Origin of the sequence: Microbispora rosea, from assembly GCF_044460045.1 — a bacterium.
GTDB lineage: Bacteria > Actinomycetota > Actinomycetes > Streptosporangiales > Streptosporangiaceae > Microbispora > Microbispora rosea.
Map to the genome: position 1 here is coordinate 814,547 of NZ_JBITJO010000001.1, position 20,889 is coordinate 835,435.

23 protein-coding genes, 1 tRNA gene and 1 pseudogene are annotated in these 20,889 nt (G+C 68.8%); 14 read left to right on the plus strand and 11 right to left on the minus strand.

The features are described 5' to 3' along the window. The first annotated feature begins 348 nt into the window (after nucleotides 1-348). A complete protein-coding gene (locus tag ACIBK1_RS03910) occupies nucleotides 349-1,530 on the plus strand; it encodes an ATP-binding protein (RefSeq protein ID WP_357123710.1) in 1,182 nt (393 codons plus the stop codon). Between the two features lie 105 nt (nucleotides 1,531-1,635). Here ACIBK1_RS03910 and ACIBK1_RS03915 read toward each other — a convergent pair whose 3' ends face one another. After that, entirely contained in the window at nucleotides 1,636-2,466 is an 831-nt protein-coding gene (locus tag ACIBK1_RS03915; RefSeq protein WP_030512444.1) for a MauE/DoxX family redox-associated membrane protein, read from the minus strand. A gap of 3 nt (nucleotides 2,467-2,469) precedes the next feature. Continuing rightward, nucleotides 2,470-3,450 carry a hypothetical protein gene (locus ACIBK1_RS03920; protein WP_396732107.1) on the minus strand — a complete coding sequence of 327 codons (981 nt, stop codon included), beginning with the start codon at nucleotides 3,448-3,450 and terminating at the stop codon, nucleotides 2,470-2,472. 274 nt (nucleotides 3,451-3,724) lie between these two features. Here ACIBK1_RS03920 and ACIBK1_RS03925 point away from each other — a divergent pair, with 274 nt between their 5' ends. Beyond that, a complete protein-coding gene (locus ACIBK1_RS03925; RefSeq protein ID WP_030512446.1) occupies nucleotides 3,725-4,225 on the plus strand; it encodes a SigE family RNA polymerase sigma factor in 501 nt (166 codons plus the stop codon). Nucleotides 4,226-4,231: 6 nt separating this feature from the next. Here the strand turns inward: ACIBK1_RS03925 and ACIBK1_RS03930 are convergent, their stop codons facing one another. Continuing rightward, the gene (locus ACIBK1_RS03930) at nucleotides 4,232-5,236 is read right to left on the minus strand and encodes a thermonuclease family protein (RefSeq protein WP_396732110.1); all 1,005 of its coding nucleotides are present in this window, start codon (nucleotides 5,234-5,236) and stop codon (nucleotides 4,232-4,234) included. Nucleotides 5,237-5,373: 137 nt separating this feature from the next. After that, complete coding sequence (locus ACIBK1_RS03935; RefSeq protein WP_030512448.1) at nucleotides 5,374-5,871, minus strand: MarR family winged helix-turn-helix transcriptional regulator; 498 nt, start codon at nucleotides 5,869-5,871, stop codon at nucleotides 5,374-5,376. 98 nt (nucleotides 5,872-5,969) lie between these two features. Between ACIBK1_RS03935 and ACIBK1_RS03940 the strand changes: the two genes are divergently transcribed. Together ACIBK1_RS03940 and ACIBK1_RS03945 are read left to right on the plus strand one after the other, a co-directional pair. Beyond that, complete coding sequence (locus ACIBK1_RS03940) at nucleotides 5,970-6,533, plus strand: YceI family protein (RefSeq protein WP_030512449.1); 564 nt, start codon at nucleotides 5,970-5,972, stop codon at nucleotides 6,531-6,533. Nucleotides 6,534-6,713: 180 nt separating this feature from the next. Further along, nucleotides 6,714-6,803, plus strand: a tRNA-Ser gene (locus ACIBK1_RS03945). Nucleotides 6,804-6,862: 59 nt separating this feature from the next. Here ACIBK1_RS03945 and ACIBK1_RS03950 read toward each other — a convergent pair. Further along, nucleotides 6,863-7,087 carry a tyrosine-type recombinase/integrase gene (locus ACIBK1_RS03950; RefSeq protein ID WP_357314037.1) on the minus strand — a complete coding sequence of 75 codons (225 nt, stop codon included), beginning with the start codon at nucleotides 7,085-7,087 and terminating at the stop codon, nucleotides 6,863-6,865. Nucleotides 7,088-8,209: 1,122 nt separating this feature from the next. Between ACIBK1_RS03950 and ACIBK1_RS03955 the strand changes: the two genes are divergently transcribed. Continuing rightward, nucleotides 8,210-9,136: a hypothetical protein gene (locus tag ACIBK1_RS03955; RefSeq protein ID WP_396732114.1), complete on the plus strand. Its 927-nt coding sequence runs from the start codon at nucleotides 8,210-8,212 to the stop codon at nucleotides 9,134-9,136. A gap of 376 nt (nucleotides 9,137-9,512) precedes the next feature. Continuing rightward, nucleotides 9,513-9,806 (plus strand): hypothetical protein, encoded by a 294-nt coding sequence (locus tag ACIBK1_RS03960; protein ID WP_156081272.1) that lies wholly within the window; start codon nucleotides 9,513-9,515, stop codon nucleotides 9,804-9,806. Between the two features lie 23 nt (nucleotides 9,807-9,829). Here ACIBK1_RS03960 and ACIBK1_RS03965 read toward each other — a convergent pair whose 3' ends face one another. Then, nucleotides 9,830-10,732: an alpha/beta fold hydrolase gene (locus tag ACIBK1_RS03965; RefSeq protein ID WP_051762873.1), complete on the minus strand. Its 903-nt coding sequence runs from the start codon at nucleotides 10,730-10,732 to the stop codon at nucleotides 9,830-9,832. Between the two features lie 94 nt (nucleotides 10,733-10,826). On the opposite strand from ACIBK1_RS03965, the gene ACIBK1_RS03970 reads away from it, so the two are divergent. Next, a complete protein-coding gene (locus tag ACIBK1_RS03970) occupies nucleotides 10,827-11,432 on the plus strand; it encodes a PadR family transcriptional regulator (protein ID WP_030512453.1) in 606 nt (201 codons plus the stop codon). Continuing rightward, the gene (locus ACIBK1_RS03975) at nucleotides 11,429-12,106 is read left to right on the plus strand and encodes a hypothetical protein (protein ID WP_396732117.1); all 678 of its coding nucleotides are present in this window, start codon (nucleotides 11,429-11,431) and stop codon (nucleotides 12,104-12,106) included. Before ACIBK1_RS03970 ends, ACIBK1_RS03975 begins: the two co-directional genes overlap by 4 nt. Before the next feature lie 633 nt (nucleotides 12,107-12,739). On the opposite strand, the pseudogene ACIBK1_RS03980 reads toward ACIBK1_RS03975, so the two are convergent. After that, a pseudogene (locus tag ACIBK1_RS03980) lies at nucleotides 12,740-12,853 on the minus strand (hypothetical protein); the annotation flags it as partial. 163 nt (nucleotides 12,854-13,016) lie between these two features. Here ACIBK1_RS03980 and ACIBK1_RS03985 point away from each other — a divergent pair. Further along, complete coding sequence (locus tag ACIBK1_RS03985; RefSeq protein ID WP_269321839.1) at nucleotides 13,017-14,453, plus strand: serine/threonine-protein kinase; 1,437 nt, start codon at nucleotides 13,017-13,019, stop codon at nucleotides 14,451-14,453. 4 nt (nucleotides 14,454-14,457) lie between these two features. On the opposite strand, the gene ACIBK1_RS03990 is transcribed toward ACIBK1_RS03985, so the two are convergent. Beyond that, nucleotides 14,458-14,592, minus strand: coding sequence for a hypothetical protein (locus ACIBK1_RS03990; RefSeq protein WP_396732120.1), 135 nt, complete (start codon nucleotides 14,590-14,592; stop codon nucleotides 14,458-14,460). Beyond that, on the minus strand, nucleotides 14,576-14,896 hold the full coding sequence (locus ACIBK1_RS03995; RefSeq protein ID WP_396732123.1) for a hypothetical protein: 321 nt from the start codon (nucleotides 14,894-14,896) through the stop codon (nucleotides 14,576-14,578). The genes ACIBK1_RS03990 and ACIBK1_RS03995 overlap by 17 nt, the downstream gene beginning before the upstream one ends. Between ACIBK1_RS03995 and ACIBK1_RS04000 the strand changes: the two genes are divergently transcribed. After that, nucleotides 14,874-15,458 (plus strand): dihydrofolate reductase family protein, encoded by a 585-nt coding sequence (locus ACIBK1_RS04000; protein ID WP_396732126.1) that lies wholly within the window; start codon nucleotides 14,874-14,876, stop codon nucleotides 15,456-15,458. The two genes, ACIBK1_RS03995 and ACIBK1_RS04000, sit on opposite strands and share 23 nt — an antisense overlap. Before the next feature lie 223 nt (nucleotides 15,459-15,681). Here ACIBK1_RS04000 and ACIBK1_RS04005 read toward each other — a convergent pair whose 3' ends face one another. Beyond that, entirely contained in the window at nucleotides 15,682-16,689 is a 1,008-nt protein-coding gene (locus tag ACIBK1_RS04005; RefSeq protein ID WP_396732129.1) for an RNA polymerase subunit sigma-70, read from the minus strand. Nucleotides 16,690-16,965: 276 nt separating this feature from the next. Here ACIBK1_RS04005 and ACIBK1_RS04010 point away from each other — a divergent pair, with 276 nt between their 5' ends. Beyond that, nucleotides 16,966-17,430 carry a hypothetical protein gene (locus ACIBK1_RS04010; protein ID WP_396732132.1) on the plus strand — a complete coding sequence of 155 codons (465 nt, stop codon included), beginning with the start codon at nucleotides 16,966-16,968 and terminating at the stop codon, nucleotides 17,428-17,430. A 107-nt stretch (nucleotides 17,431-17,537) separates the two neighbouring features. Next, on the plus strand, nucleotides 17,538-18,311 hold the full coding sequence (locus ACIBK1_RS04015) for an SDR family NAD(P)-dependent oxidoreductase (RefSeq protein WP_396732135.1): 774 nt from the start codon (nucleotides 17,538-17,540) through the stop codon (nucleotides 18,309-18,311). A gap of 140 nt (nucleotides 18,312-18,451) precedes the next feature. Here the strand turns inward: ACIBK1_RS04015 and ACIBK1_RS04020 are convergent, their stop codons facing one another. Continuing rightward, complete coding sequence (locus ACIBK1_RS04020) at nucleotides 18,452-19,312, minus strand: helix-turn-helix domain-containing protein (protein ID WP_030512190.1); 861 nt, start codon at nucleotides 19,310-19,312, stop codon at nucleotides 18,452-18,454. A 101-nt stretch (nucleotides 19,313-19,413) separates the two neighbouring features. Between ACIBK1_RS04020 and ACIBK1_RS04025 the strand changes: the two genes are divergently transcribed. Beyond that, entirely contained in the window at nucleotides 19,414-20,109 is a 696-nt protein-coding gene (locus ACIBK1_RS04025) for an SDR family NAD(P)-dependent oxidoreductase (protein ID WP_030512189.1), read from the plus strand. Between the two features lie 149 nt (nucleotides 20,110-20,258). Continuing rightward, nucleotides 20,259-20,888 carry a GNAT family N-acetyltransferase gene (locus ACIBK1_RS04030; protein ID WP_030512188.1) on the plus strand — a complete coding sequence of 210 codons (630 nt, stop codon included), beginning with the start codon at nucleotides 20,259-20,261 and terminating at the stop codon, nucleotides 20,886-20,888. Nucleotide 20,889 lies beyond the last annotated feature (1 nt).

Genomic DNA, 20,889 nt, shown 5'->3' on the forward strand with positions numbered 1-20,889 from the left:
ACGACGGCGTTTGACGGAGCTTTCGCGGAAAGCTCGCGCAGGTGTTCGATGACGCGCTACAGTCATGCCCATCGGATCGAACACGGGTTCGGTCGAGTCCCGGCAGGTAAGGGGTGTGTGATGGCTGTGCTCACGGTGTCCGACACTCTCGTGCCGGCCGTCGCCGCACCCGTGGTCTTCGATCCGGTCGTGCCCTCCCCGGCTCCGCCCGTCGTCGTCCCGGTCGTCCCGGTTCAGGCTCCGTCCGTCGCCGGGCCGTGCGTGCCGCGGCCGCGCCGGGCGACACGCCGTAGCGCTCTCTACGGAAATCTACGACGGCCGCTATATCCCGTCATAAAGTCCGAGAGCGTGGACCCCGTGCGCAATCCCTACGCCCCCGGCGCCGGCCAGCGCCCCCCGGAACTCGCCGGACGCGACCGCGAGCTGCAGCAGTTCGAGATCGTGCTGGAGCGGGTGGCCCGGGGCCGCCCGGAACGGAGCATGGTCCTCACCGGCCTGCGCGGCGTGGGTAAGACCGTCCTGCTCAACACGTTCAAGTCCATGGCCATGCAGCGGCTGTGGGGCACCGGCAAGATCGAGGCAAGGCCCGACCAGTCGATCCGCCGCCCGGTGGCCGCCGCGCTGCACATGGCCATCAGGGAGCTCGCTCCCCGGCACCGCGCCCCCGAGCGCATCGAGGAGTTCCTCGGCGTGCTCAAGGCGTTCGCGATGCGCGACCCCGCCGCGGCGAAGGGCACCTCGCACTGGTCGCCCGGCATCGACGTGCCCGCCGCGCGCGGCCGGGCCGACTCCGGCGACCTGGAGATCGACCTGACCGAGCTGTTCGTCGACGCCGCGGGCGTGGCGACGGACCTCGGCGTCGGCATCGCGCTGTTCATCGACGAGATGCAGGACGTGCAGGCGCCCGACGTCTCGGCACTGTGTGCGGCCTGCCACGAGCTGTCGCAGAACGGCGGCCCGCTGATCGTCGTCGGCGCCGGCCTGCCCCATCTGCCGAGCGTGCTGTCGGCGAGCAAGAGCTACTCCGAGCGGCTGTTCCGGTACGCGCGCATCGACCGGCTCGACCGGGACGCCGCCGACCTCGCGCTCATCGCCCCGGCCGCCCGCGAGGACGTCGAGTTCACCCCCGACGCGCTCGACGCGTTGTACGAGGCGGCCGACGGCTACCCCTACTTCGTCCAGGCGTACGGCAAGGTCGCCTGGGATCTCGCCCCGCGCAGCCCGATCACGGCCGACGACATCAAGGTGTCCGCCCCGGAGGCCGAGGAGGAGCTCGCGGTGGGCTTCTTCGGCAGCCGATATGAGCGGGCCACCCCCGCCGAGCGGGACTACATGCACGCCATGGCCCAGCTCGGGGACGACCCGGTGCCGACCGCCGAGGTGGCGGAGACGCTGGGCCGCAAGCCGTCGAGCCTGTCCCCGGCCCGCGACAGTCTCATCAAGAAAGGCCTGATCTACAGCGCCGAGCGCGGCGTGATCGGGTTCACCGTTCCGCATTTCGGGAGGTTCCTCCGCGCGCAGCCGCTCTGAGCGGCGCGCCCATCGACCTCTCTACGGCTTTCTAGAGGGGAAGCTAGAGAGCCGTAGAGAGCTGAAGTGAAAGACCTCGATGTGGGAATCTACGCATGTATAGCGTCAGGCCGATACAGGCGTAGATTCCCGCAGAGAGGCATCGCCGCGGTCGTCGGGCGCGACCACCTGGCCGTCCGCGCCGACCACGACGGCCCGTACGGCGGGACGCCGCCCGCGGAGATGCACGGCGAACACGACCTCCGCATCGCCCTGGGCGGGGAAGACGAAGAAACGCCAGCACAGTTCGCGCCACATGTCGGACGGCTCGTCCGCCAGCAGCGACCCGGCCTGAGCCCGCCACGCCGCGCTGGCCCGCAGCCGCGACAGCGCCCGCCCGGGCGGCATCGGCCGCTGCTCGCACGGCGCCCGGTGACGCAGACGGGAGACGAACCCGTCGACCTCAGGGGAGCAGGCGAGCAGCAGGGCGACCCCTCCGCCGATCCAGGGGGCGATCTCCACGGTGACCTGGGGCAGTCCCGTGAGGCCCTCGGCCCCGACGAGGGCCGCCATCGCGGTCAGCGCCGCGGCCCGGCCGATCGAGCGCAGCCCGACCGGGGTGTCGCTCACGTCTCCGAAGCAGCCGCACCCCACGTCCGGCCGCCGCCTGCGCAGATCCCACAGCACGTACGTCGCCACGGCGAAGAACGCGGCCGGCAGCCACCGGGCGACCGGGTGGTCCACGACCAGCAGAACGGCCGCCAGTGCGAACTCCACCAGGGCACAGGCGATCATGGCGGCCTTGGCGAAGCGTTCCGGCATGAGCACCGCCGGGCCGAGCCGGGCCAGCGCGCCCGGCGACGCCTCGCGCCCGACCGTGGCCAGCTTGGCGACGCCGCCCAGCGCAAGCGTCACCACGAGGATCGGCAGCGCGGCAGCCGCGATGGTCGAAAGCACCGGTCACCCCAATCCGACGCGGGCATTGAAGCAGCCCTTGGTCAAGTCTCCACCCAGCGCGACGTACGAGGACGCGGTCAGTTCCACGATCCTGCCGCGCGGGGACGTGCCGCATTCCAGGCATCGGTCGCAGAACCGCCCCGCGAGGCATCCGCACGCGACGATCGGCAGTGTGTCCGCCCGGCCGTCGCACACATTGCGTACGCGCAGCAGCGAGCCCAGCGCGAGATAGGGCAGGCCGGCGCAGGAGACGCCCGCGTCGCCGCAGCCGGTCTCCTCGCGTTCGAGCATGGGATAGGCGACGCCCTCCGTGACGCCCGCCTCCGCGAAACCCGGGAGGTCGGTGAGGTCCGCCCAGACCGCCGTGCCCGAGATGCCCGTCTCGCTTCCGCCGTACGTCACCTGAGACGGGGGCACGGCCGTGGCCCGGTAGGGCGGCTGCGAGGTCGCGGGGAGATGCGCGAGCGACGTGCCCTGGTCGAGCAGCCCGATCGCGTCGAACAGGTAGCCCGGCTCCAGCTTGGGGTGCCGCACCCGGATCCGCCCGGACGATCGGTAGGGCACGACGATGGAGCGTTCCCGGCGATGGGGGCCGCAATCGAGCTCGACGGTGAGGTCGCGCCGGCCGCCGACCTCCCGGATGACGCCGGTGATCCGGGTGATGTCGGCCCAGATGTGCTCGGCGACCGTGCCGCCGCGCAGCGCCCGGACGACGATCCGGGCCCCGGCCGGCAGGTCGGCGGGCGCCACGGTGCCCCCGCGCCACGCGGTCGCCCACGGCGCGATCACCAGGCGTCGCTGCTCGCCGTCGGCGGTCTCAAGGATGATCAGGTGCGGGCTCACGTCGAGCAGCTCGCCGCTGACCACGTCGAACGGCTCGGTCTCCTCCGGCGACCGCGGCGCGGGCCGGGGGTCGCGGCCGAGAACCGCCGCCGCCAGCTTCCGCCTGCGTTCTCCGGCCCGGTGGTGCATCGCCCCTTCCACGCTCTCCAGCCTCACATGCCGGACGGGGATGGAGAGGCGGTTTTCCGGGCGATGGTGGCGTCCGGGATCAATATTCCTCCTCCCGGTGCAAGGCGTTGCCACCTGTTTCGGGCAAACCATCGCCCGACAGGACGTACGGCATGGGCGACCGGCCGCCACCGGCTTGCCCGCTCTTTGCCCAGGTAGGTGCGAAACCTGGATTTCGGTTCAGCCGGATCCAGGGGCGCGGCTGCGATTCTGGCACGAGATGCCTCTCTGGCCGGGTTGGTGATCCCTGATCGTGAACCATGAGGAGTTTCGCACGTACGTCCAGTCTCGTGGGGCGGCACTGCTCCGCGTGGCCAACCAGTTGACCGGCAACCCCTGCGATGCCGAGGACCTCCTGCAGACCGCCCTCGCGCGTACGTATCTCGCATGGGACCGCATCCGCGACCGGTCGTCGCTCGACGGCTACGTGCGGCGGGCGATGGTGAACATCAACATTTCCTGGTGGCGGCGGCGCAAGCTGGAGGAATACCCCTCCGAGGAGCTTCCCGACGTACCGGTGCAGCAGGACGCGCGGCACCGGTACGACGAGCTGGAGCAGGCGCTCGACCGTCTCCCCGTACGGCAGCGCACGGCGATCGTGCTGCGCTACTACGAGGACATGACTGAGCCCGAGATCGCCAGGACCCTCGGGATCAGCGTGGGCACGGTCAAGAGCTCGGTCTCGCGCGGCATGGCCAAGCTGCGCGGCGACCTGGTCGTGCCCGACGCTCGCAGGAGGGTCAACTGACCGTCATCATTCGCAGACCACGCCGTCGCTGTCGGCGTCGATGTACCAGTCGTACTCGGGGTCGGTCCCGCGGTAGTACGGGCCGTGTCCCGCGGCGATCGCCTCTTCACAGGTGCTGTACCTGGTGTCGGTCGAGCCGCCGGGGCTGGGGCTCGGGCTGGGGCTGGGAGTCGGAGAGGGGCTGACCGCGACCGATCCGGTGGTGTTGCCCTGCGGGATGGGCTCGGGGGAGTACGTCGTGCCGGGCGGGGCCGGGGACGCGTCCGCCGGCTCGATCGGCGCCGGAGTCAGGGCGTCGCCGCCGGTCCCCGACGGGACCTGGACACCCGAACGCTTGTCGTAGGTGTCGGCCGCCCAGCAACCCGACCACAGCCCCTGCTTGTCCGTCTGGGCACGGACCTGCTCCCAGTACTGCCACTCGGTGTAGCTGTGCTCCGGGAAGGAGTTCACGGCCTGGGCGAGGCCGATCCTGACCATGTCGCCGTTGACGTAGACGCCCGTGGACGACCACAGATAGATAAGGATGCGTCCCTTCTCGGGCACCTGCTCGGCGGCCCGGACGTACGCGGGCTTGCCCGGCGGGAGCAGGGTCATCAGCCGGGCGAACGCCTCCTCGGACCAGCAGGCGCCCTTGCCGGGAGCGTCCGCCTCCAGCAGGCCGATCCGTACGGTCCTGCCGCTCTCGGTGACGACATCGGCGGTGTCGCCGTCCACGACCTTCTTGACGGTGACCTGGACGGTGTCCTTCGGCACGGACTTCGGCCGGGTCGTCTTCGTCGTCGTGGTCTTGGTCGTCTGGGGGGTGGGCTTGGGGGTGACCGTCTTGGTGACGGTGACCACCGGCTGCGGGCTAGGGCTCGTCGCGGCGGCCGTCTGCGTCTGTGTCTGAGCGGGCGTCGGGCTCGGGCTCGGGGAGGCCGCGGCCGCGGCGAATGCGGAGGTGGAAGCCGCGACGGGAACCGCGAGGGCCGCGGCCGCGAGGACGGCGAGTGCGTGCGAGGGGAAACGCACGGATGCTCCATGGGCTCGGGTACGGGGGGCTGCGTCGGCTGTCGGGGAGCCGTTTCCTGGATTATGGAGTCCACCAGAAATCGATCGTTTACGCCACCCCGTCCGGTCAGTTCCCAGGAATCACGTTCCGGTGCGTATCAGCCTGTCTTGGCCCTCGGTGCCCTGCTCACCTCCCGCACGCCGGCGGTCGCGCAGGGCCGTACGACGTCGCGGATCATCCGCAGCGCCTCCAGGAAATCGACGAGCTGATTTTCGGTCAGCAGTCCGGTGAACCAGGTCTCGATGTCCTTGATGTGCTGGGGGAGCACCGCACGCAGGCGTTCCGCCCCCGCCTCGCTCAGCACGGCGTAGGAGGCGCGGCGGTCGCTGGCGCAGGCATGCCGTTCGACGAGCCCGTCGCGTTCCAGACGGTCGACCACGCGGGTGATCCCGCTCGTGGACAACGAGGTCTGGGCGGCGAGGTCGCTCATCCGCAGCCGTCGTTCGGGAGAGCGGGCAAGACGGATCAGGGTCTCGAAGTCGACCTCGGAGAGTCCTGCGGCGGCCAGTGTCGGGCTGGTCTTGCTCGACAGCCCGGTGTAGACCTCCGCGAACAGGCCCATCGCCGTGAGCCGGGGGTCGTCGAATGGGTCCATGGTTCAAGTCTACGGCACGATAGTTGACGTGAGGAATATTTCTCGGGTAGACATTTGCTTAGTGAGACATCCGCACAGCAACAATCTGGGGAGCAGCCATGAGCATCCGTGAGTGGGAGGGCCTGAAGGTCCCGACGGCCGGCGAGTTCGCGCTGGACAAGGCCCACACGCGCGTCGGTTTCGTCGTCAAGCACATGATGGTCAGCAAGGTCCGCGGCCACTTCGCCGACTTCGAGGGCAAGATCGTCATCGCCGAGAACCCGCTCGAGTCGAGCGTGGACGTCGTCATCAAGGCGGGCACGATCGAGACCGGCGCCGCCGACCGCGACGGCCACCTGCGGAGCGACGACTTCCTGAGCGCCGACAAGTTCCCGGAGATCACCTTCCGCAGCCAGCGGGTGAGCAACCTGTCGGGCAACGAGTTCACGCTCGTCGGCGACCTCACGGTCCGTGACGTGACCAAGAGGGTCGCGCTCAAGGTCGAGTTCAACGGCGCCGCCACCAACCCGTGGGGTCAGGAGATCTTCGGGTTCAGCGCGGAGACCGAGATCGACCGCGAGGAGTACGGTCTGACCTGGAACCAGGCTCTGGAGACCGGCGGCGTCCTCGTCGGCAAGAAGGTCAAGATCGAGATCGAGGGCGAGGCCGTCCGTCAGGCGTAGCCCGTGCCGACGCTGAGGCGGGTTATCCACACTGTGTGCACAGCCCTTATCCACATCCTGTGGACAAGGGCTGTGCATCGATCCAAACGGGATCCCCGAAGTGATCCAGTAGGACGCTCGGCAATCCGCTTTGCCGCCTTGGACGATCGCCGGTACGCTGTGCTGAGCAACGCGCTACCAGGAGGCTTCGCCTAGTCAGGTCTATGGCGCCGCACTGCTAATGCGGTTTGGGTCTTAAGCCCATCCGGGGTTCAAATCCCCGAGCCTCCGCAGTTCAAAGCCCCTCTCGCCGGTCTTCGGCGAGAGGGGCTTTTTGATCTCCAGACCCGTCAGGCTTGCAATTCGAGTTGCAATTGGTCGTCGTCTCCCCAGAGAGCCGCGCCCATGCGCTCGCTCGCACCCCACACCTGGAGACTGGCCACGTGGGTGTAACGCTCTGTCGTCGAGACGCGGGCGTGCCCAAGGATCTCTTGCGCGACCCGGATGTGGACGCCTTGCTCGACGAGGAGCGTCCCGGCCGTGTGGCGGGCGTCGTGCAGCCGGGCTTCCCTCACCCCGGCCTGCGCAGGAGCGCCTTCCAGATCTTGTAGTCCTCGCTGCGCTCCATCGGCCGGCCACGGCGGGTTGGGAAGAGCAGGTCGTGATCCTCCCAGAGCTCACCGGCCTCCGCGCGTTCGACGTCTGGCGCTTCTTGTGCTCACGGAGGATCGGAAGCAGCTCAGGCGGACACTGGAGCGTCAGCCGACTCCGGCCTTTGCGTTGCCGAAAGACAATGCCGCCCCCTGTGCGGTTGGGGCAGCGGTCCGCGTGGCCGGTGCAGTCCTTCGCGCATGTCCGTGTCGGGCAGACGTGGCCGCGCTTCTTGCAGTCCTGTGGACAGCCGGGGTCGTGCTTGTGGACTTTGCACCGCGGTTTGCACGGCCAGCGGTGCCACTCCTTGCCGCACACGTGCGGGTCGTCGCAGCCGTGCTTCCACGGTGATCGCTGTGCCTGGTACCAGGCTTTGATCACGCCGGTTTCGAGGTCGACGAAGGACCATCGGAGGCCGAGCGCTTCGCCCTGGCGGTGCCGAGGGCAAGAGCCACCGACCAGCGGGCCGCGTTCCGGCGCGATTTGGCCGCCTCCAGGATCTTGCGTGCTTCGTTCCGCGTCAGCGGCTCAAGCGGCGGCGCGGCGCGCCGCCGCACCCCCGGCCCTCCGCCCGCTCGCCGTCCGGGCATGCGGCCTGGGGGCCGGTCCCGGACGGCGGCGGGACACCGGGCCGGGCACCGCACGCCGGCCTCGCCGTACTAAACCGGACGCTCCGACTGGGGTTGCCGCGCCTCCGCCAGATGCAGCCCTACGATCGCCACTGCATGGCCGGTCGCCGTAGATTGTTGGGGGCGATCGACGATCCGTGCTTCGTTCCTCAGCACGGGTCACCGAGCAGCGTTGTTGCGGTCCAGCTCCAAGCCGAGGTATGAGCCAGCAGGAGAGATGCCGTCTTCCCTGATCCGGAAAGTGCGCGGAATGATCTCTGAGGCGGCTCTCTGCAGGTACTCCAACCCAGCCCCCTACGTCTTGAACCGGGTCCGGGCCGTTGGTAGTTATGCTCCGGTCCCGAGAGTCTCAGGTCTGTCGGTCCTGAGGTTTACTGTCGGTCCTCCTATGGGCGTGCACTCGTCAGGAGGACACCGGTGGCAGAGGTGCTGCGGAGGATCAACTATGAGGACGACGTCGAGTACGGACACTTCTATATCGGGGACTCTGGGCCGCATCTGGACGATTCCGCGATCTCCCACCCACACCTGAGGGTGTCGAACCACCTGAACATCGAATGCGACATCACTCACGGTAAAGCTGATGTACGCGTGGAGATCTGGGACGCCGAACCACCGGCGGCTGACGCTCCTTGGGTGCTGACCTGGGAGAACGCCTACCTCACCGGTTCGGGAATCGTCAGTGTGGGAAGCGAGGCGTGGCCCGACCGGCTGCTGCTGGGGCCGTCGTACTTCCTGTACGGCCTGCGCACCTACCGGGTCCCGTCCGTCTGGGGCAGAGGCCACGAGTTCTATGAGGATCCGCAGACCGAGCATGTGCTGCTGCGGTTCTGGCCGATCCGGGACGTCTTCGACCCCGTCCTGCACGCCCGGCCGGAGAGGACGACGGCGGCGCCTCGGCCGTCCGGGTACGTTCCCGCCACAGACTGGCCGGCCCTGCGCCGTCAGCCCGACCTGCCAGAGCCCGACACGGCCGACGACTCCGACGAGGACTGGGAGGCCGCCGCCCTCAGGAGGACCCGTGCCCGGATTGCCAGGCAGCTCAATCCCGAGGGTGCGCCCACCTTCACGATCCTCAGGCGGCACGCGGAAGATCCTCGGAGCCCCTTGAGGGCCAACACCGGCGCGACCTGCCGGGCCCGGCTCTGGCGGCCGGTGAGGGAGAACGAACCCGCCGTCCTCGGCGTCGACCGGCGGATCGAGAGTGAGGACGGCTCCCGCGACGAGGTGCTGGTCTCCGCGATCGTGACCGTGCTCAACGACGACGGCGAAGTGCTGACGGTCCGGGACGCGACCGAGACGGAGGCCGCACGCGTGCTGGCCGTGGAGCGGGCCTGGCAGTGACGGCTGGTGAGCCGTGCCTCGGGCGATACCCGCAGGTTCCTCATCAGTAGGGGCAAGAGCAGGGTCCGTAGGTGGCCGGGAGCCCGCTCGGGTTGCAGTTTGGGTTGCAGTTCACCGCCGCACCAGCGCGTTCCAGGAAGACCAGTTAGGGGCGTTGGTCCAGGTCGGACTGTCCTGAACGCCGACCTCCCGAGCTGCTAATGGGTTTGGGTCTTAAGCCCATCCGGGGTTCAAATCCCCGAGCCTCCGCCAGCTGAGCAGGAAATAGGCCCCCGCTCGGGACGACCGGACGGGGGCCTATTTGATCTCTACGGTGGCGCGGTGGGCACATGGGGGCATACCGCGTGCCGATCACGCTTTGCGCGCCCTCAGGGGGATGATCGCCCAACGGCAGCGAAGAGATGAACGGGAGGAGGAGGTCGAGCAGGACCAGGAAGGGCGTCCAGACCTTGACGCGGCGGACGACGGCGAGCTGGACGACGAGCGCGAGCTGGCCGATGTAGAAGAGGAACGGACCGCCGTCGTAGACGGCGATGGAGACACCGGGGACGGCCCGGATCTGGTCGAAGAGGACGCCCATACCGGCATGGTCGGCGGACAGGAAGCCGGCCGCCACACCTCCCCTCTACTCCTTCCGAAGGCAGCGAAGCCGGAGCGGTCGACAAGATGATTGTCGTCCCGAGGCCTTGGCCCTTAGGCGGCCGCCGTGAAGAAACGCCGCAGTTCGGCCGCCACGATCTCCGGACGGCCGGCGGGATTGCGCTTGCTCACATCTCCTGACGCGTCATGGTCGAGTCCGGGGAACTCGATCCGTTCGACGTGGGGAATGGTCTTCTCCAGACCGGACAGCGCGGGCTTGAGGAAGGGGAGTCCTTTACTTCCGCCGAGCAGGAGTACTTCAGCCTGTACGTCGGCGAAACGGTCCAGGGTGTCGGCCAGCTCGGCCATCAGCACGCCTTCGTAGTGCAGAGTCGGGGCGAGCATGCGCATGGTCGCATCGCCTGGCTTGGCATTCTTGTCCTCGCTCTTCGTCAGCAGGCCGGTCAGCCAGGTCAGCAGCCCCCGCGGCATGACGTTCATGATCGGCGGCCCAAGTCGAAGTCCGAGCATGCTGGTCACTAGTGCGGCTGCCACCTTGCCTTCGGCCATCTCCCGGTCGAAGCGGTCGATCCATCCGGTCAACTGAGGGATGTCCTCCAGAAGAAGTGCCGGTTCGTATACGGCGACCTTGTGAATCGCCGGTAGCGTGCGTGCCGCCTGGAGCACGGCGACGCCGCTTGCACTGACGCCGAAGACGTAGTGGGCACCCGTCTCGTTCAGAACCGCGTCGAGGTCTTCCACTTCCTTCCGCACGCTGTAGTCGTCCCCGTACGGTCCGCTCTGGCCGCGGCCGCGGCGGTCGGGCAGGTGGACGGTGAACGCGTCGGCCAGCTCTTCGGCCATGGTCACGTGATTCCTGGCCGTCTCCATGGAGCCGTGCAGCAGGACAACACCGGGTCCGTGCCCGATGGTGTGGAAAGCGATACGGGTGCCGTCGTCAGAGGTGACGAAGCTGGTGGTGAGCTCTGCCGCCTGCGGCCGTTCCTGGATGGTCATTGTGGAGTCCTTTGGGTGGCTGCGAACCGACTCTCCGGATAGTGTCACAGTAACTAGTTTCTAGTCAACTAGTGTCCGGTGTTAGTGTGGGGGAATGACCACTCCTCGTACCGGCTCACCTCTCGCCCTGACCGTCCTGGCGCTGTTGCAGTACAAGCCGTTGCACCCCTACGGCATCCAGCGGCTGATCAAGCAGTGGGGAAAGGACAAGGTGGTCAACGTGGGCCAGCGAACGAGCCTCTACCGGACGATCGACCGCCTCATCACCGCCGGCCTGATCGGTGTGCGAGAGACCGAGCGCGATCAGGCGTATCCGGAGCGAACCGTCTATGAGATCACCGATGCGGGACGTGCGGTGGCCCGCGAGTGGCTGCTGGACATGCTGGCCATGCCCAAGCAGGAGTTTCCGGAGTTCCCGGCGGCGTTGTCCCATCTGCTGATGCTCGCCCCTCAGGAGATAAGCGATGCCTTGGATCGGCGCGTCAGAACGCTCAGCGAAGCACTGGCCGGACTAGAGGCCGAAATAAGTGCTGAAACCGGACACGGACTCCCTCGCATCACTATGCTGGAAGCCGAATATCTGCGCGTCGTGACTGCGGCGGAACTGCAGTGGCTCCGCTCGGTCGTCGACGAAATGCGCAACGGTGAGCTGACCTGGTCGGCCGCTGACCTCGTGGCCTTCGCGGAAAGCCCGGAGTGAAATCGGCACCGAAAGCAGCACATACGACGGATTCACGCCTGTCGGCCAAGACCAACGTGTGTGACCACTGCGTGTCGGCTGAGCGGGTTCGCGCGGCGCGTGCCGCACCACTTCGGATGCTCACGGCAGCCGCGCTGAGTCCCCACGCCTGGAATGGCCTGTACACATGGGGAGACGTCGAGGAATTCAAGCACTACCTGCCCCGGCTGCTGGAGCTGCTCCTCCTCGAGGAGCTTGACGGCCTGCACGCCCCTTCCTTGATGCTGCGACTCGGCGTCAGGTGGCAAACCTGGAGCAAGATCGAGCAGGAAGCTGTCATTGGCACCGTCGGCGCATGGTGGCGACAGACCCTCAGCAGTTATCCGCGTGACGTCGACGGCATGGATTTGATTGAGATCATCGCCGATGACCTGAAGTTGGATCTGGCTCCCCACCTGGCCGAGTGGGAGTCCAACACCACCGAGGCGGCGGCCCGCCACATGGCGTGGCTCATGCACGACTTCACTGTCGCCGTCGCCCACGGCGCCGAGTGGTATGCGCTCCTGGACAGATGGATCAGGGGAACGGCACCCGCGGTGATCCTGGAGCGTGGGTTCTTCTCCGCCAGCTCGCCGGAAGTGGCCCAGGAACTCTCCGACGCACTCGAGACCCACCGCATCTGGAGCCGACACTGAACCGCCATTAAGGCGCCTCCGGCGAGGGCCTCCGGCTCCGGGATGTCGCCGAGCTGGAGAGCGCGGGCCGCGAGTGGCTGAGGTAGGAGCGCGCATCCCTTCTGCCATCGACCCAGGCAGAGCCCAGCAGACCGGCTCCTACGGCTCAAGCCCGTCCGTGACCCTTGGCGTCCGATGGCCGAGGAACGACGAGCGGCTAAGGTACACGCAAAGACGGGCTTGCCCCTCCGTCGCCGGCCCGCTGCCGCTTCGCGGTGGGTCGACGGCATACGGGATGCGCGGAAGGCCGAGGCGTGCGCGTCCGCGCAGGTCACGTGCCAGCTCTAGTTGCAGTTTTAGTTGCAGTTCCCCGCCGTACCAGGTCGTTCCAGGAGGATCACCGGGCGGCGTTGGTCCAGGTGGAACGGATCGGGACGGTCGAGAGCCGAGCTGCTAATGCGGTTTGGGTCTTAAGCCCATCCGGGGTTCAAATCCCCGAGCCTCCGCAGTTCAAAGCCCCTCTCGCCGGTCTTCGGCGAGAGGGGATTTTTGATCTCCATAGGGCCTCTAGTTGCAGTTGCTCTCAGCCTTCGGGTTGCGGGCGCTTTCAGTCCTCGCCCCACAGGGCCGCCCCCATGCGCTCGCTGGCATCCTTCACCTGGGGACTGGTGATGCGGGGGTAACGCTCGTCGTGACGCGGGCGGGGCCGAGGATCTCCTGCACGACGCGGATGTGGACGCCCTGCTCGGCGAGGAGCGTTCCCGCCGTGTGTCGCGCGTCATGGAGTCCGGCTTCTCTGACCCCGGCCTCGCGGAGGAGTGCCTTCCACTACGGAGCGGGATCGTATTGACCGGATCCCGTCCGCGTTAACGATCGTTTCGTGTCGGAAGAACCACCGGCCCGGTAATGTCGCCTCCGTTTCCGCGTACCCGTGGAGGATGAATTGCAAGGGTCGCAGCAGCTTCGCGCGGATGATCCCCGTCAGGTCGGTGCGTACCGGATCGTCGGTCTGCTCGGTGAGGGTGGCCAGGGCGTGGTGTACCGGGGCGTGGGGGTGAACGCCGAGCCTGTCGCGGTCAAGTTGTTGCACGCGCGGTTCAGCGGGGACGCCAAGGCCCGAGCGCGGTTCGCGGCTGAGCTGGCGCACGCCGGAAAGGTCGCCGCGTTCTGTACGGCACGCGTGCTGGACGCGGACGTGGAAGGCGACAGGCCCTACATCGTCAGCGAGTTCGTGGACGGTCCGGCGCTCTCCCAGGTGATCGCGGCCGGCCAGGCGCCTCAGGGACCCGCACTGGAGAGATTGGCGATCGCGACGGTGACCGCGCTCGCCGCCATCCACGAGGCCGGGATCGTGCACCGCGACTTCAAGCCCAGCAACGTCATCATGGGCGCCGATGGGCCACGCGTCATCGACTTCGGCATTGCGCGCGCCCTGGACGCGACCGGCACGTTGTCGAGTGCGATCGTCGGCACGCCCGCTTTCATGGCACCCGAGCAGATCGAGGGGGGCGAGGTCGGCCCGGCCGCAGACGTCTTCGCCTGGGCGTGCACCATCGCCTACGCCGCCAACGGCGTCACGCCGTTCGGGCAGGACTCGATCCCCGCGGTGATGCACCGCATCCTGACCGGCGAGCCCGACCTCGGCCGGCTTGTGGGAGCGCTGCACGGCATCGTGACCGAATGCCTCGCCAAGGACCCTGCCCGGCGCCCCAGCGCACGCGCGATCCTGCTCCGACTGCTCGGCGGGACGCAGTCCTCGTCGACACCGGAGACGTTGCTCATCGCGGGTGCGCGGGCCTCGGCATCAGGCACCCTGCTTTCCGCTGAGCCCACCCGGCCGGTCGGGGAGCCGCCTACCCGGCAGGTTGCGCGACCGGCGGCGCCAGGCGGCGAGCGGGCCGGTGCGGGCCGCCGGGCGGCGGCATACGCGGTCGCGGCCGCGGCCCTCTTCCTGGGTGCCTCGACGTTCCTTCCCTGGGGAAGGGTCGGCAAGCTGCTCGGGTCGATCACCCTGCCCATCGACAATGCCGACGTCGCCGGTCTCGCGACACAGTGGGGAGTCATCACCCTGGTCATGGCCGTGGCCGCGATGGCCGTCGCCGTCACCGACGCGCTCACCCGGCGTCTGTCCGCCGCCTGGGCGGTCGTGCCCGGCGGCGTCGCGGCCGCGTCGATGGCCGTGTTCTGGATCCGCCAGGACGACCTGCACTCCAAGCATCCCAGCGCGGGGATGTTGACGGCCGATGATCTGCGCGAACTCGGAACGAGCTTCCACGTCTCCATCTCCTACGGCTGGTACACGGCGATCGCGCTGGCCGCGGTCCTCGTGGTGCTGTCGCTGGTCTCCCTGCTGGTCCGCCGATCCTGACGACTCAGCCGTGGGCGGCCTCGGTGACGGCCTCCCACTCCTCCCGTACGGTGACATCACCCTCGATCTCTCCAGTTATGATCATGTCTCTCGTGGCGTCGACCATCGAGGCGAGGCCGGCCTCACGGCTGATGACCAAGTCGGAGGTCCAGAAGTATCGGGCCGTTGAGGCATTCGCCCATGTCCTGCCGGCGCTTCATGACCCTGCTGACAACTCCGAGGGTCATGAAGGTGGCGTAGCGGCGGGTGCCGTCAGGAAGCGTGATGGTCGCTGGAATCGAGATCTGGTCGGTAGCGCCCGAGCGCGCCGTGCTGAGCCCGGAACGCTGGGCTGCCTGCGGACGCAGATCCGCGCACCGATCAGGTTTCCGCGCCGCGCCCGTCTGTACGTGTGAGATCGACTCACGGAAGGCTGGCACGATGCGGAAACTGATCTTCGGCATGAACGTGACCCTGGACGGCTACATCGCCGCGATCGGTGACGACATCGGCTGGAGTGGAGAGGACGGACCGGACTCGTCGCCGAGCGCCGAGCTGTTCCAGTGGTGGTACGACCAGATGCGGGCGAGCGAGCTGTCGCTGTACGGGCGCAAGCTGTGGGAGGCGATGAGCTCCCACTGGCCGACCGGCGATCAGCGGCCCGACGCAACCCCGGCGGAGATCGAGTTCGCGCGCCTCTGGCGGGACATGCCGAAGGTGGTGTTCTCGTCCACGATCGACAAGGTCGACTGGAACACCCGCCTGGTCACCGGCGACGCGGTCGCCGAGATCGCCCGGCTCAGGGCGGAGGACGGCGGTCCGATGGACATCGGCGGTGCGACGCTGGCCGGGGCGGCCATGCGGGCCGGGCTGATCGACGAGTACGCGCTGGTCACCGTGCCGGTCCTGGTGGGTGGCGGCACGCCGTTCTTCACCGCGCTGGACACCTGGGTGAACCTGAACCTGGTCGAGACGCGAACATTTCCCGGCGGCGTGGTGATGACCCGATACGAGACGAGGCGATGAGCACGGGCAGATGCCGGCCTCGTAAGGCAAGACCGGAATCCTTCTGACGTGCTCACCGTGACCCTCGGCGATGAGGGAGCCTCTCCCTTCTTCGGACGCGAAGACGCCCCGCCGGCAACGTCGGCGGGGCGGGGGTGGTCAGCTGGTCGGGGTGCTCATTCTGCGGGGACTTCGGTGACGCCGGGACGTGCGCTGGACTTGTCGACGATGGGAGCTTGCCTGATCACAGCGTCGCGGGCAGGGTCAGCCATGGTTTGTCGGCGGCGTCGAATCCGGTGAGTTCGACGATTTTGCCGTCGACGATGTGCAGGACCGCGATGGTGAACAAACGGTATTTCAGGTCGTCGGGGGTGCGGAGGTACAGCGCGGCGGCAGGCATGCGGTTGACCGTCGTGGCGGTGCAGCGCCAGTCCTCGTAGCCGCGCTGGAAGAGCCCACCGGAGACCCAGCCGTCCACCGCGTCCTTGGCCGTAACGGTCACGGTGCCCGGGTCGGGCAGCATCGTGAAGCGCAGGTCGTCGCGCAGCAGGGCCATCAGCCCGTCGAGGTCGTTGCGCTCATGGGCGTCCATATACGACTTCACCACCCCGCGCTCGTCATCCGACAGCTCATGCGTGGCAGGGCTCCGCCAGTCGATGCGGCGGTCGGGCAGCTGCTCGCGCATCGTCACGCGCGCCCGCTGCAGCGCGCTGGTCACCGAAGCGACGGTCAGCTCGAGGGCGTTGGCGGCCTTCGACGCCGGCCAGCCGAGGACGTCGCGCAAGATGAACACCGCCCGCTGCCGCGGCGGCAGGTGCTGGACGGCGACGATGAACGCCAGCTCGATCGTCTCCCGCGCCACCACCGATTCCTGCGGGTCCTCCGGGAGCATCCGGTCCGGGTAGGGCTGCAGGTAGTGCACTTCCGAGCCCGCGCCCGGCAGCTCGGCAGGCACGGGTATGCGGTTGTTGCGCTTGTCGAGGAAGTCGAGGCAGGCGTTCGTCGCAATTCGGTACAGCCAGGTCCGCAGCGCAGCGTGGCCCTTGAACGACTCCCGCTTGTTCCACACCCGCAGGAACGTCTCCTGCGTCATTTCCTGGGCGTCATCGTAGTTCGCGAGCATCCGGTAGCAGTGCACCTGCAGCTCACGCCGGTAGCGCTCCGTGATGAGCGCGAACTGTGCCGCGTCATCTGAGTGGGCCGCCGCGATGAACGCGGCCTCGTCGTCGCCTAGCAGTCTGGCGTCGGTCATGGTCGTCAATCCTTCCGCGGGTGGCGAGGGGTTGCCAGAACTGACGATGTGGCGGAGCGTTTCTGAGCGGTGAAGCCGCTGACACCGGGGAAAGGTCGTCCTGGTTGGGGCTGCCTCACGCCCCAGGAGGCCCGTCGGTCGGCAGGACCGGCAGCGCGTACCCGGTCGGGGGGACGGTCGTCTGGCTCGACGTCGGCGACTGGCGGAAGCCGATCTTCAATTGACGTCAGCCCAGTAGGCTGACCGCGGTTGCCGACGACGGTGAAGGAGCCACTGATGACCACCGATCCAACGCTGGCCCGGATCGGCCAGGGGGTGGAGCTGCATCACCACCAAGGTCAGCGCGAAGCCGCTCGCGACCTGTTCGCGCAGATCTGGGACGAAATCGGCGGCGAGCAGGGCGATCCGCTGCATGTTTGCGTTCTTGCCCACTCGATGGCCGATGTGCAAGACGACGTGCGTCAGGAGCTGATGTGGGATCTGCGAGCGCTTGCGGCCGCTGATCGGGTCACCGAGGAGGGGATGGCGCACGCTGGGGTGCCGCTTCCGGTGGCGGGCCTGTATCCGTCGTTGCACCTGAACTTGAGTGAGTGCTACCGCAAGCTCGGCGATCTCGATCGCGCCCGTGAACACCTTCGGCAGGCCCGAGCCGGGATCGGTGCGCTAGGCGACGACGAGTATGGGCAGCTCATCAAGGGCGGCCTGGAGCGGCTGGCCGAGCAGTTGGGTGAAACCGTCTGACATCCGCGCAGGCAACAGCCGGCGCCCCGTCACGGTGATCTACATACAGTCGTTCTGGGTACGTCATTCGCGGCCACGTAGATCTCGGTTCTACGAAAGGGGCGGATGTGAGCTCTTCGTACGTTGTCACCGGGGGCGGCCGCGGCGTCGGACGTGCACTCGTCGAACGACTCCTCGCCGACGCGAACAGCGTCGTCGTGATCGAGTTCGACCCGTCGGCGCTCGAGTGGACCCGCGCCCACCCGGCCGGTTCCCGGGTCATCGCCGTGGCCGGGGACGCGGCGGACGAGGCGGTCGCGGAGCGGGCGGCCGACCTGGCGCAGGCCGCGGGCCCGATCGCCGGCTGGGTCAACAACGCCGCCGTGTTCCGCGAGGCCTCACTGGACTGCCCGCCGGCGCGCGAGGTCCTGGATGTCATCGAGGCGAACCTCGCCCCCGCGGTCGTCGGATGCATGACCGCGATCCGCCGCTTCCTGAGCGCCGATGCGGGCGGGGCGATCGTCAACGTCTCCTCCCACCAGGCGCAGCGGCCGGTGCGTGGCTCCTTGCCGTACGCGACGGCCAAGGCCGCCGTCGAAGGACTCACCCGAGCGCTCGCCGTCAACTACGGACCACGCGGCGTACGGGTCAACGCCGTCGCTCTCGGCTCGATCAGCACCGAACGCTATGAAGCCTTGCTCCACAACCAGGAGCCCGCGGCGGCCGCACGCATCGAGAACGAGATGAGCCTGCTGCATCCGGTCGGCAGGGTCGGCCGCCCGGAGGAAGTGGCCGCCACCGTCGCCTATCTGCTGTCCGACGAGGCGAGTTTCATCAACGGCGCGACCGTCCCGGTCGACGGAGGCCGGTCGATACTCGGGCGCGACCCCGAAGAAGCCTGAAAGCCCCGGCGCTGACCAGCAGCGATCAAGGTTGTGACCCTCCAGGCCACGCGATCCTCGTGGGCTGCACCCGCTAGGCCTCGTCATCGCGTTCCGCTCCGAGCCCGTACGCGGCGGGGACCGGACGCGGGGCGGGCGGCTCAGAACCTCGCGGCCGTGACACCGGCGACGCGGGCGAGGTCGAGCTTGGTCTCGTCTTCGCTGCCGGGGACGGCCGTGTAGACGACGATTTTCAGGTCGTTGTCCGGGTCGGAAAGCACGTCGCAGTCGACGGTGATGTCCCCGATCACCGGGTGCCGGATGGTCTTGCGGTCCTCGGCGTGGCGGCCGACGGCGCCGGAGTGCCACAACCGGGCGAACCCTGGGTTGCCGTCCAGCGTCCGGCGGATCAGCCCGCTCAGGCGCGCGTCCTGCGGATAACGCCCGGAGGCGCGGCGCAGGTCGGCGACGATGGCCCGGTCGGTCGCCTCCGCGTTCTCCGAGACGACGGGCCATGCCGCGAGGCGCCCTCGATCGGACGGCACGGGAAAACGCGAGCGCACCAGATTGCGCTCCTCGGGCGCGAGTACGGAGGGGTCGCCGAGGAGCGCCGCCCAGCTCCGGTTCCACCACAGCAGCCGCCAGTCGGCGGCGAACACGGCGACCGGCGCGTCGCCCAGCCGGGTGAGCACCCGCTGCATGCCGGGCGGGATGTGATCACTGATCGCGCCGTCCGTGGGCGGCTGCAGTCCGGCGAGCCGGTAGAGGTGGTCGCGCTCGGCGCCATCGAGCTGTAACGCCCGTGCCAGCGCGGCGGCGACCTGCGCCGACGGCGTGGTCGCCCGGCCCTGCTCCAGCCGTACGACGTAGTCCACCGAGACGCCCGCGAGGTCGGCCAGCTCCTCGCGACGCAGCCCGGCGGCACGGCGTACGCGGCCGGCGGGCAGGCCGACAGCCGCGGGGGAGAGCCGGTCGCGCCAGGCGCGGATCGTCGCGCCGAGGCTCGTCTCGTCCGTCGTCATGCGCTCATTCTGCGTCGGCGGCGAGACGCCAGGGTGGTACTGCCTGTCCTACCGGCGAGCTCTCCCTGGCTGTGCGCGCCCGGAGGACCGAGGCTCGACGCATGACCATCACCTTCATCACCGGGGCCAACAAGGGCCTCGGGTTCGAGACCGCTCGCCGCCTCGTCGACCTCGGTCACACCGTCGTCCTCGGTGCCCGGGACCCCGAGCGCGGGCGGACGGCGGCCGACAAGCTCGGCGTACGCTTCGTGCGGATCGACGTCACCGACGACGCGTCCGTCGCCGCCGCGGCGGCCGACGTCGCCGCGCACGAGGGTCGCGTCGACGTCCTGATCAACAACGCCGGGATCATCGGCCCGCACGTGCCCGCGGACGAGCTGACCGCGGCCCACGCCCTGGAGGTCTTCCAGACGAACGTCGTGGGCATCGTCCGCGTGACCGGCGCCTTCCTGCCGCTTCTCCGCAAGTCGGAACACCCGGCGATCGTCAACGTGAGCAGCGGCACCGGCTCGTTCGCGCTGACCCACGACCCCGGCCGGGTGGAGTCGACGGTGGTGGGGCCGCTGTACACGTCCTCGAAGGCCGCGGTGACGATGCTCACGACGCAGTACGCGAAGGCGTTGCCCGGCATCCGGGTCAACGCCGCCGACCCGGGCTACACCGCGACCGACCTCAACGGGCACAGCGGCCCCCAGACCGTGACGGAGGGGACCGACGCGATCGTGACGCTCGCGACCGAGGGAGCCGACGGCGGAACGGGCCGGTTCGTCGACCGCTTCGGGCCCGTGCCCTGGTGACGGCTCCGGCCGGTCGGTCGGAGTCGGTTGGTGCTCGTCGTGGTGTCCGACGGGTGCCCATCACGGGGCGGCGCGTCGTACCGGCGACTGACGCGACCGTTTGGAGTGCGGCTTTTGAGCGCGTCGCGGCCGATGGCTACCGTTTCCCGATGATCACCTTGGCTGACGTCCTCGCTCGTGCGGCCGGCGGGCACCCGCCCGAGCCGGGTGCGGGTCCGACCATCGTTCCGCAGCCGTCCGCACGTCACGCGGGAGTCATCGCCTTCACCGCGCACAACGTGGTCTTCGCCGATGTCGGCGAGGACTGGATCAGGTCCCGGTTGCCCCGCGACGATCTGTCGGCGCCCCTCAATCCGCCGTTCCTCAGGGACCTGGAGGAACGCACGGGACGCCGGGTGAACAACATCGACTTGCTCACCCTGGCCGCCCCCGCCGAAGGTCCCCCACCCGTCGAGTTGGCCGAGGTGGCGGACGCGGCCCATCCGCGTATCGAGCGTGCCCATCGCTATCGGGACGACGTACGCGTCTGGACCTGCGAGGGAGGGCTCGTGCTCGTCGGACGGGGAGTGGGCGGGCGGTGGGAGGTCGCGATCGAGGTCGAGCCGGCCGCTCGTGGGCGAGGCCTCGGCCGCACCCTCGCCCGTGCGGCCCGGCATCTCACCCCGCACCCGCTCTGGGCGCAGATCGCGCCGGGCAACGCCGCGAGCGTACGGGCGTTCCTCGCCGCGGGCTACGTTCCGATCGGCGCCGAGGCACTTCTCGTCCCGCCGCCCGAGTGAC

Excerpts from the sequence above, each read along its gene's own strand:
- ACIBK1_RS04030 (WP_030512188.1), top strand. The coding sequence starts at position 20,259 with ATGATCACCTTGGCTGACGTCCTCGCTCGTGCGGCCGGCGGGCACCCG.
- ACIBK1_RS04025 (WP_030512189.1), top strand. The coding sequence starts at position 19,414 with ATGACCATCACCTTCATCACCGGGGCCAACAAGGGCCTCGGGTTCGAG.
- ACIBK1_RS04000 (WP_396732126.1), top strand. The coding sequence starts at position 14,874 with ATGCGGAAACTGATCTTCGGCATGAACGTGACCCTGGACGGCTACATC.
- ACIBK1_RS04005 (WP_396732129.1), bottom strand. The coding sequence starts at position 16,689 with ATGACCGACGCCAGACTGCTAGGCGACGACGAGGCCGCGTTCATCGCG.
- ACIBK1_RS03970 (WP_030512453.1), top strand. The coding sequence starts at position 10,827 with ATGACCACTCCTCGTACCGGCTCACCTCTCGCCCTGACCGTCCTGGCG.
- ACIBK1_RS03995 (WP_396732123.1), bottom strand. The coding sequence starts at position 14,896 with ATGCCGAAGATCAGTTTCCGCATCGTGCCAGCCTTCCGTGAGTCGATC.
- ACIBK1_RS03935 (WP_030512448.1), bottom strand. The coding sequence starts at position 5,871 with ATGGACCCATTCGACGACCCCCGGCTCACGGCGATGGGCCTGTTCGCG.
- ACIBK1_RS03960 (WP_156081272.1), top strand. The coding sequence starts at position 9,513 with ATGATCGCCCAACGGCAGCGAAGAGATGAACGGGAGGAGGAGGTCGAG.
- ACIBK1_RS04020 (WP_030512190.1), bottom strand. The coding sequence starts at position 19,312 with ATGACGACGGACGAGACGAGCCTCGGCGCGACGATCCGCGCCTGGCGC.
- ACIBK1_RS03965 (WP_051762873.1), bottom strand. The coding sequence starts at position 10,732 with ATGACCATCCAGGAACGGCCGCAGGCGGCAGAGCTCACCACCAGCTTC.
- ACIBK1_RS04010 (WP_396732132.1), top strand. The coding sequence starts at position 16,966 with ATGACCACCGATCCAACGCTGGCCCGGATCGGCCAGGGGGTGGAGCTG.
- ACIBK1_RS03940 (WP_030512449.1), top strand. The coding sequence starts at position 5,970 with ATGAGCATCCGTGAGTGGGAGGGCCTGAAGGTCCCGACGGCCGGCGAG.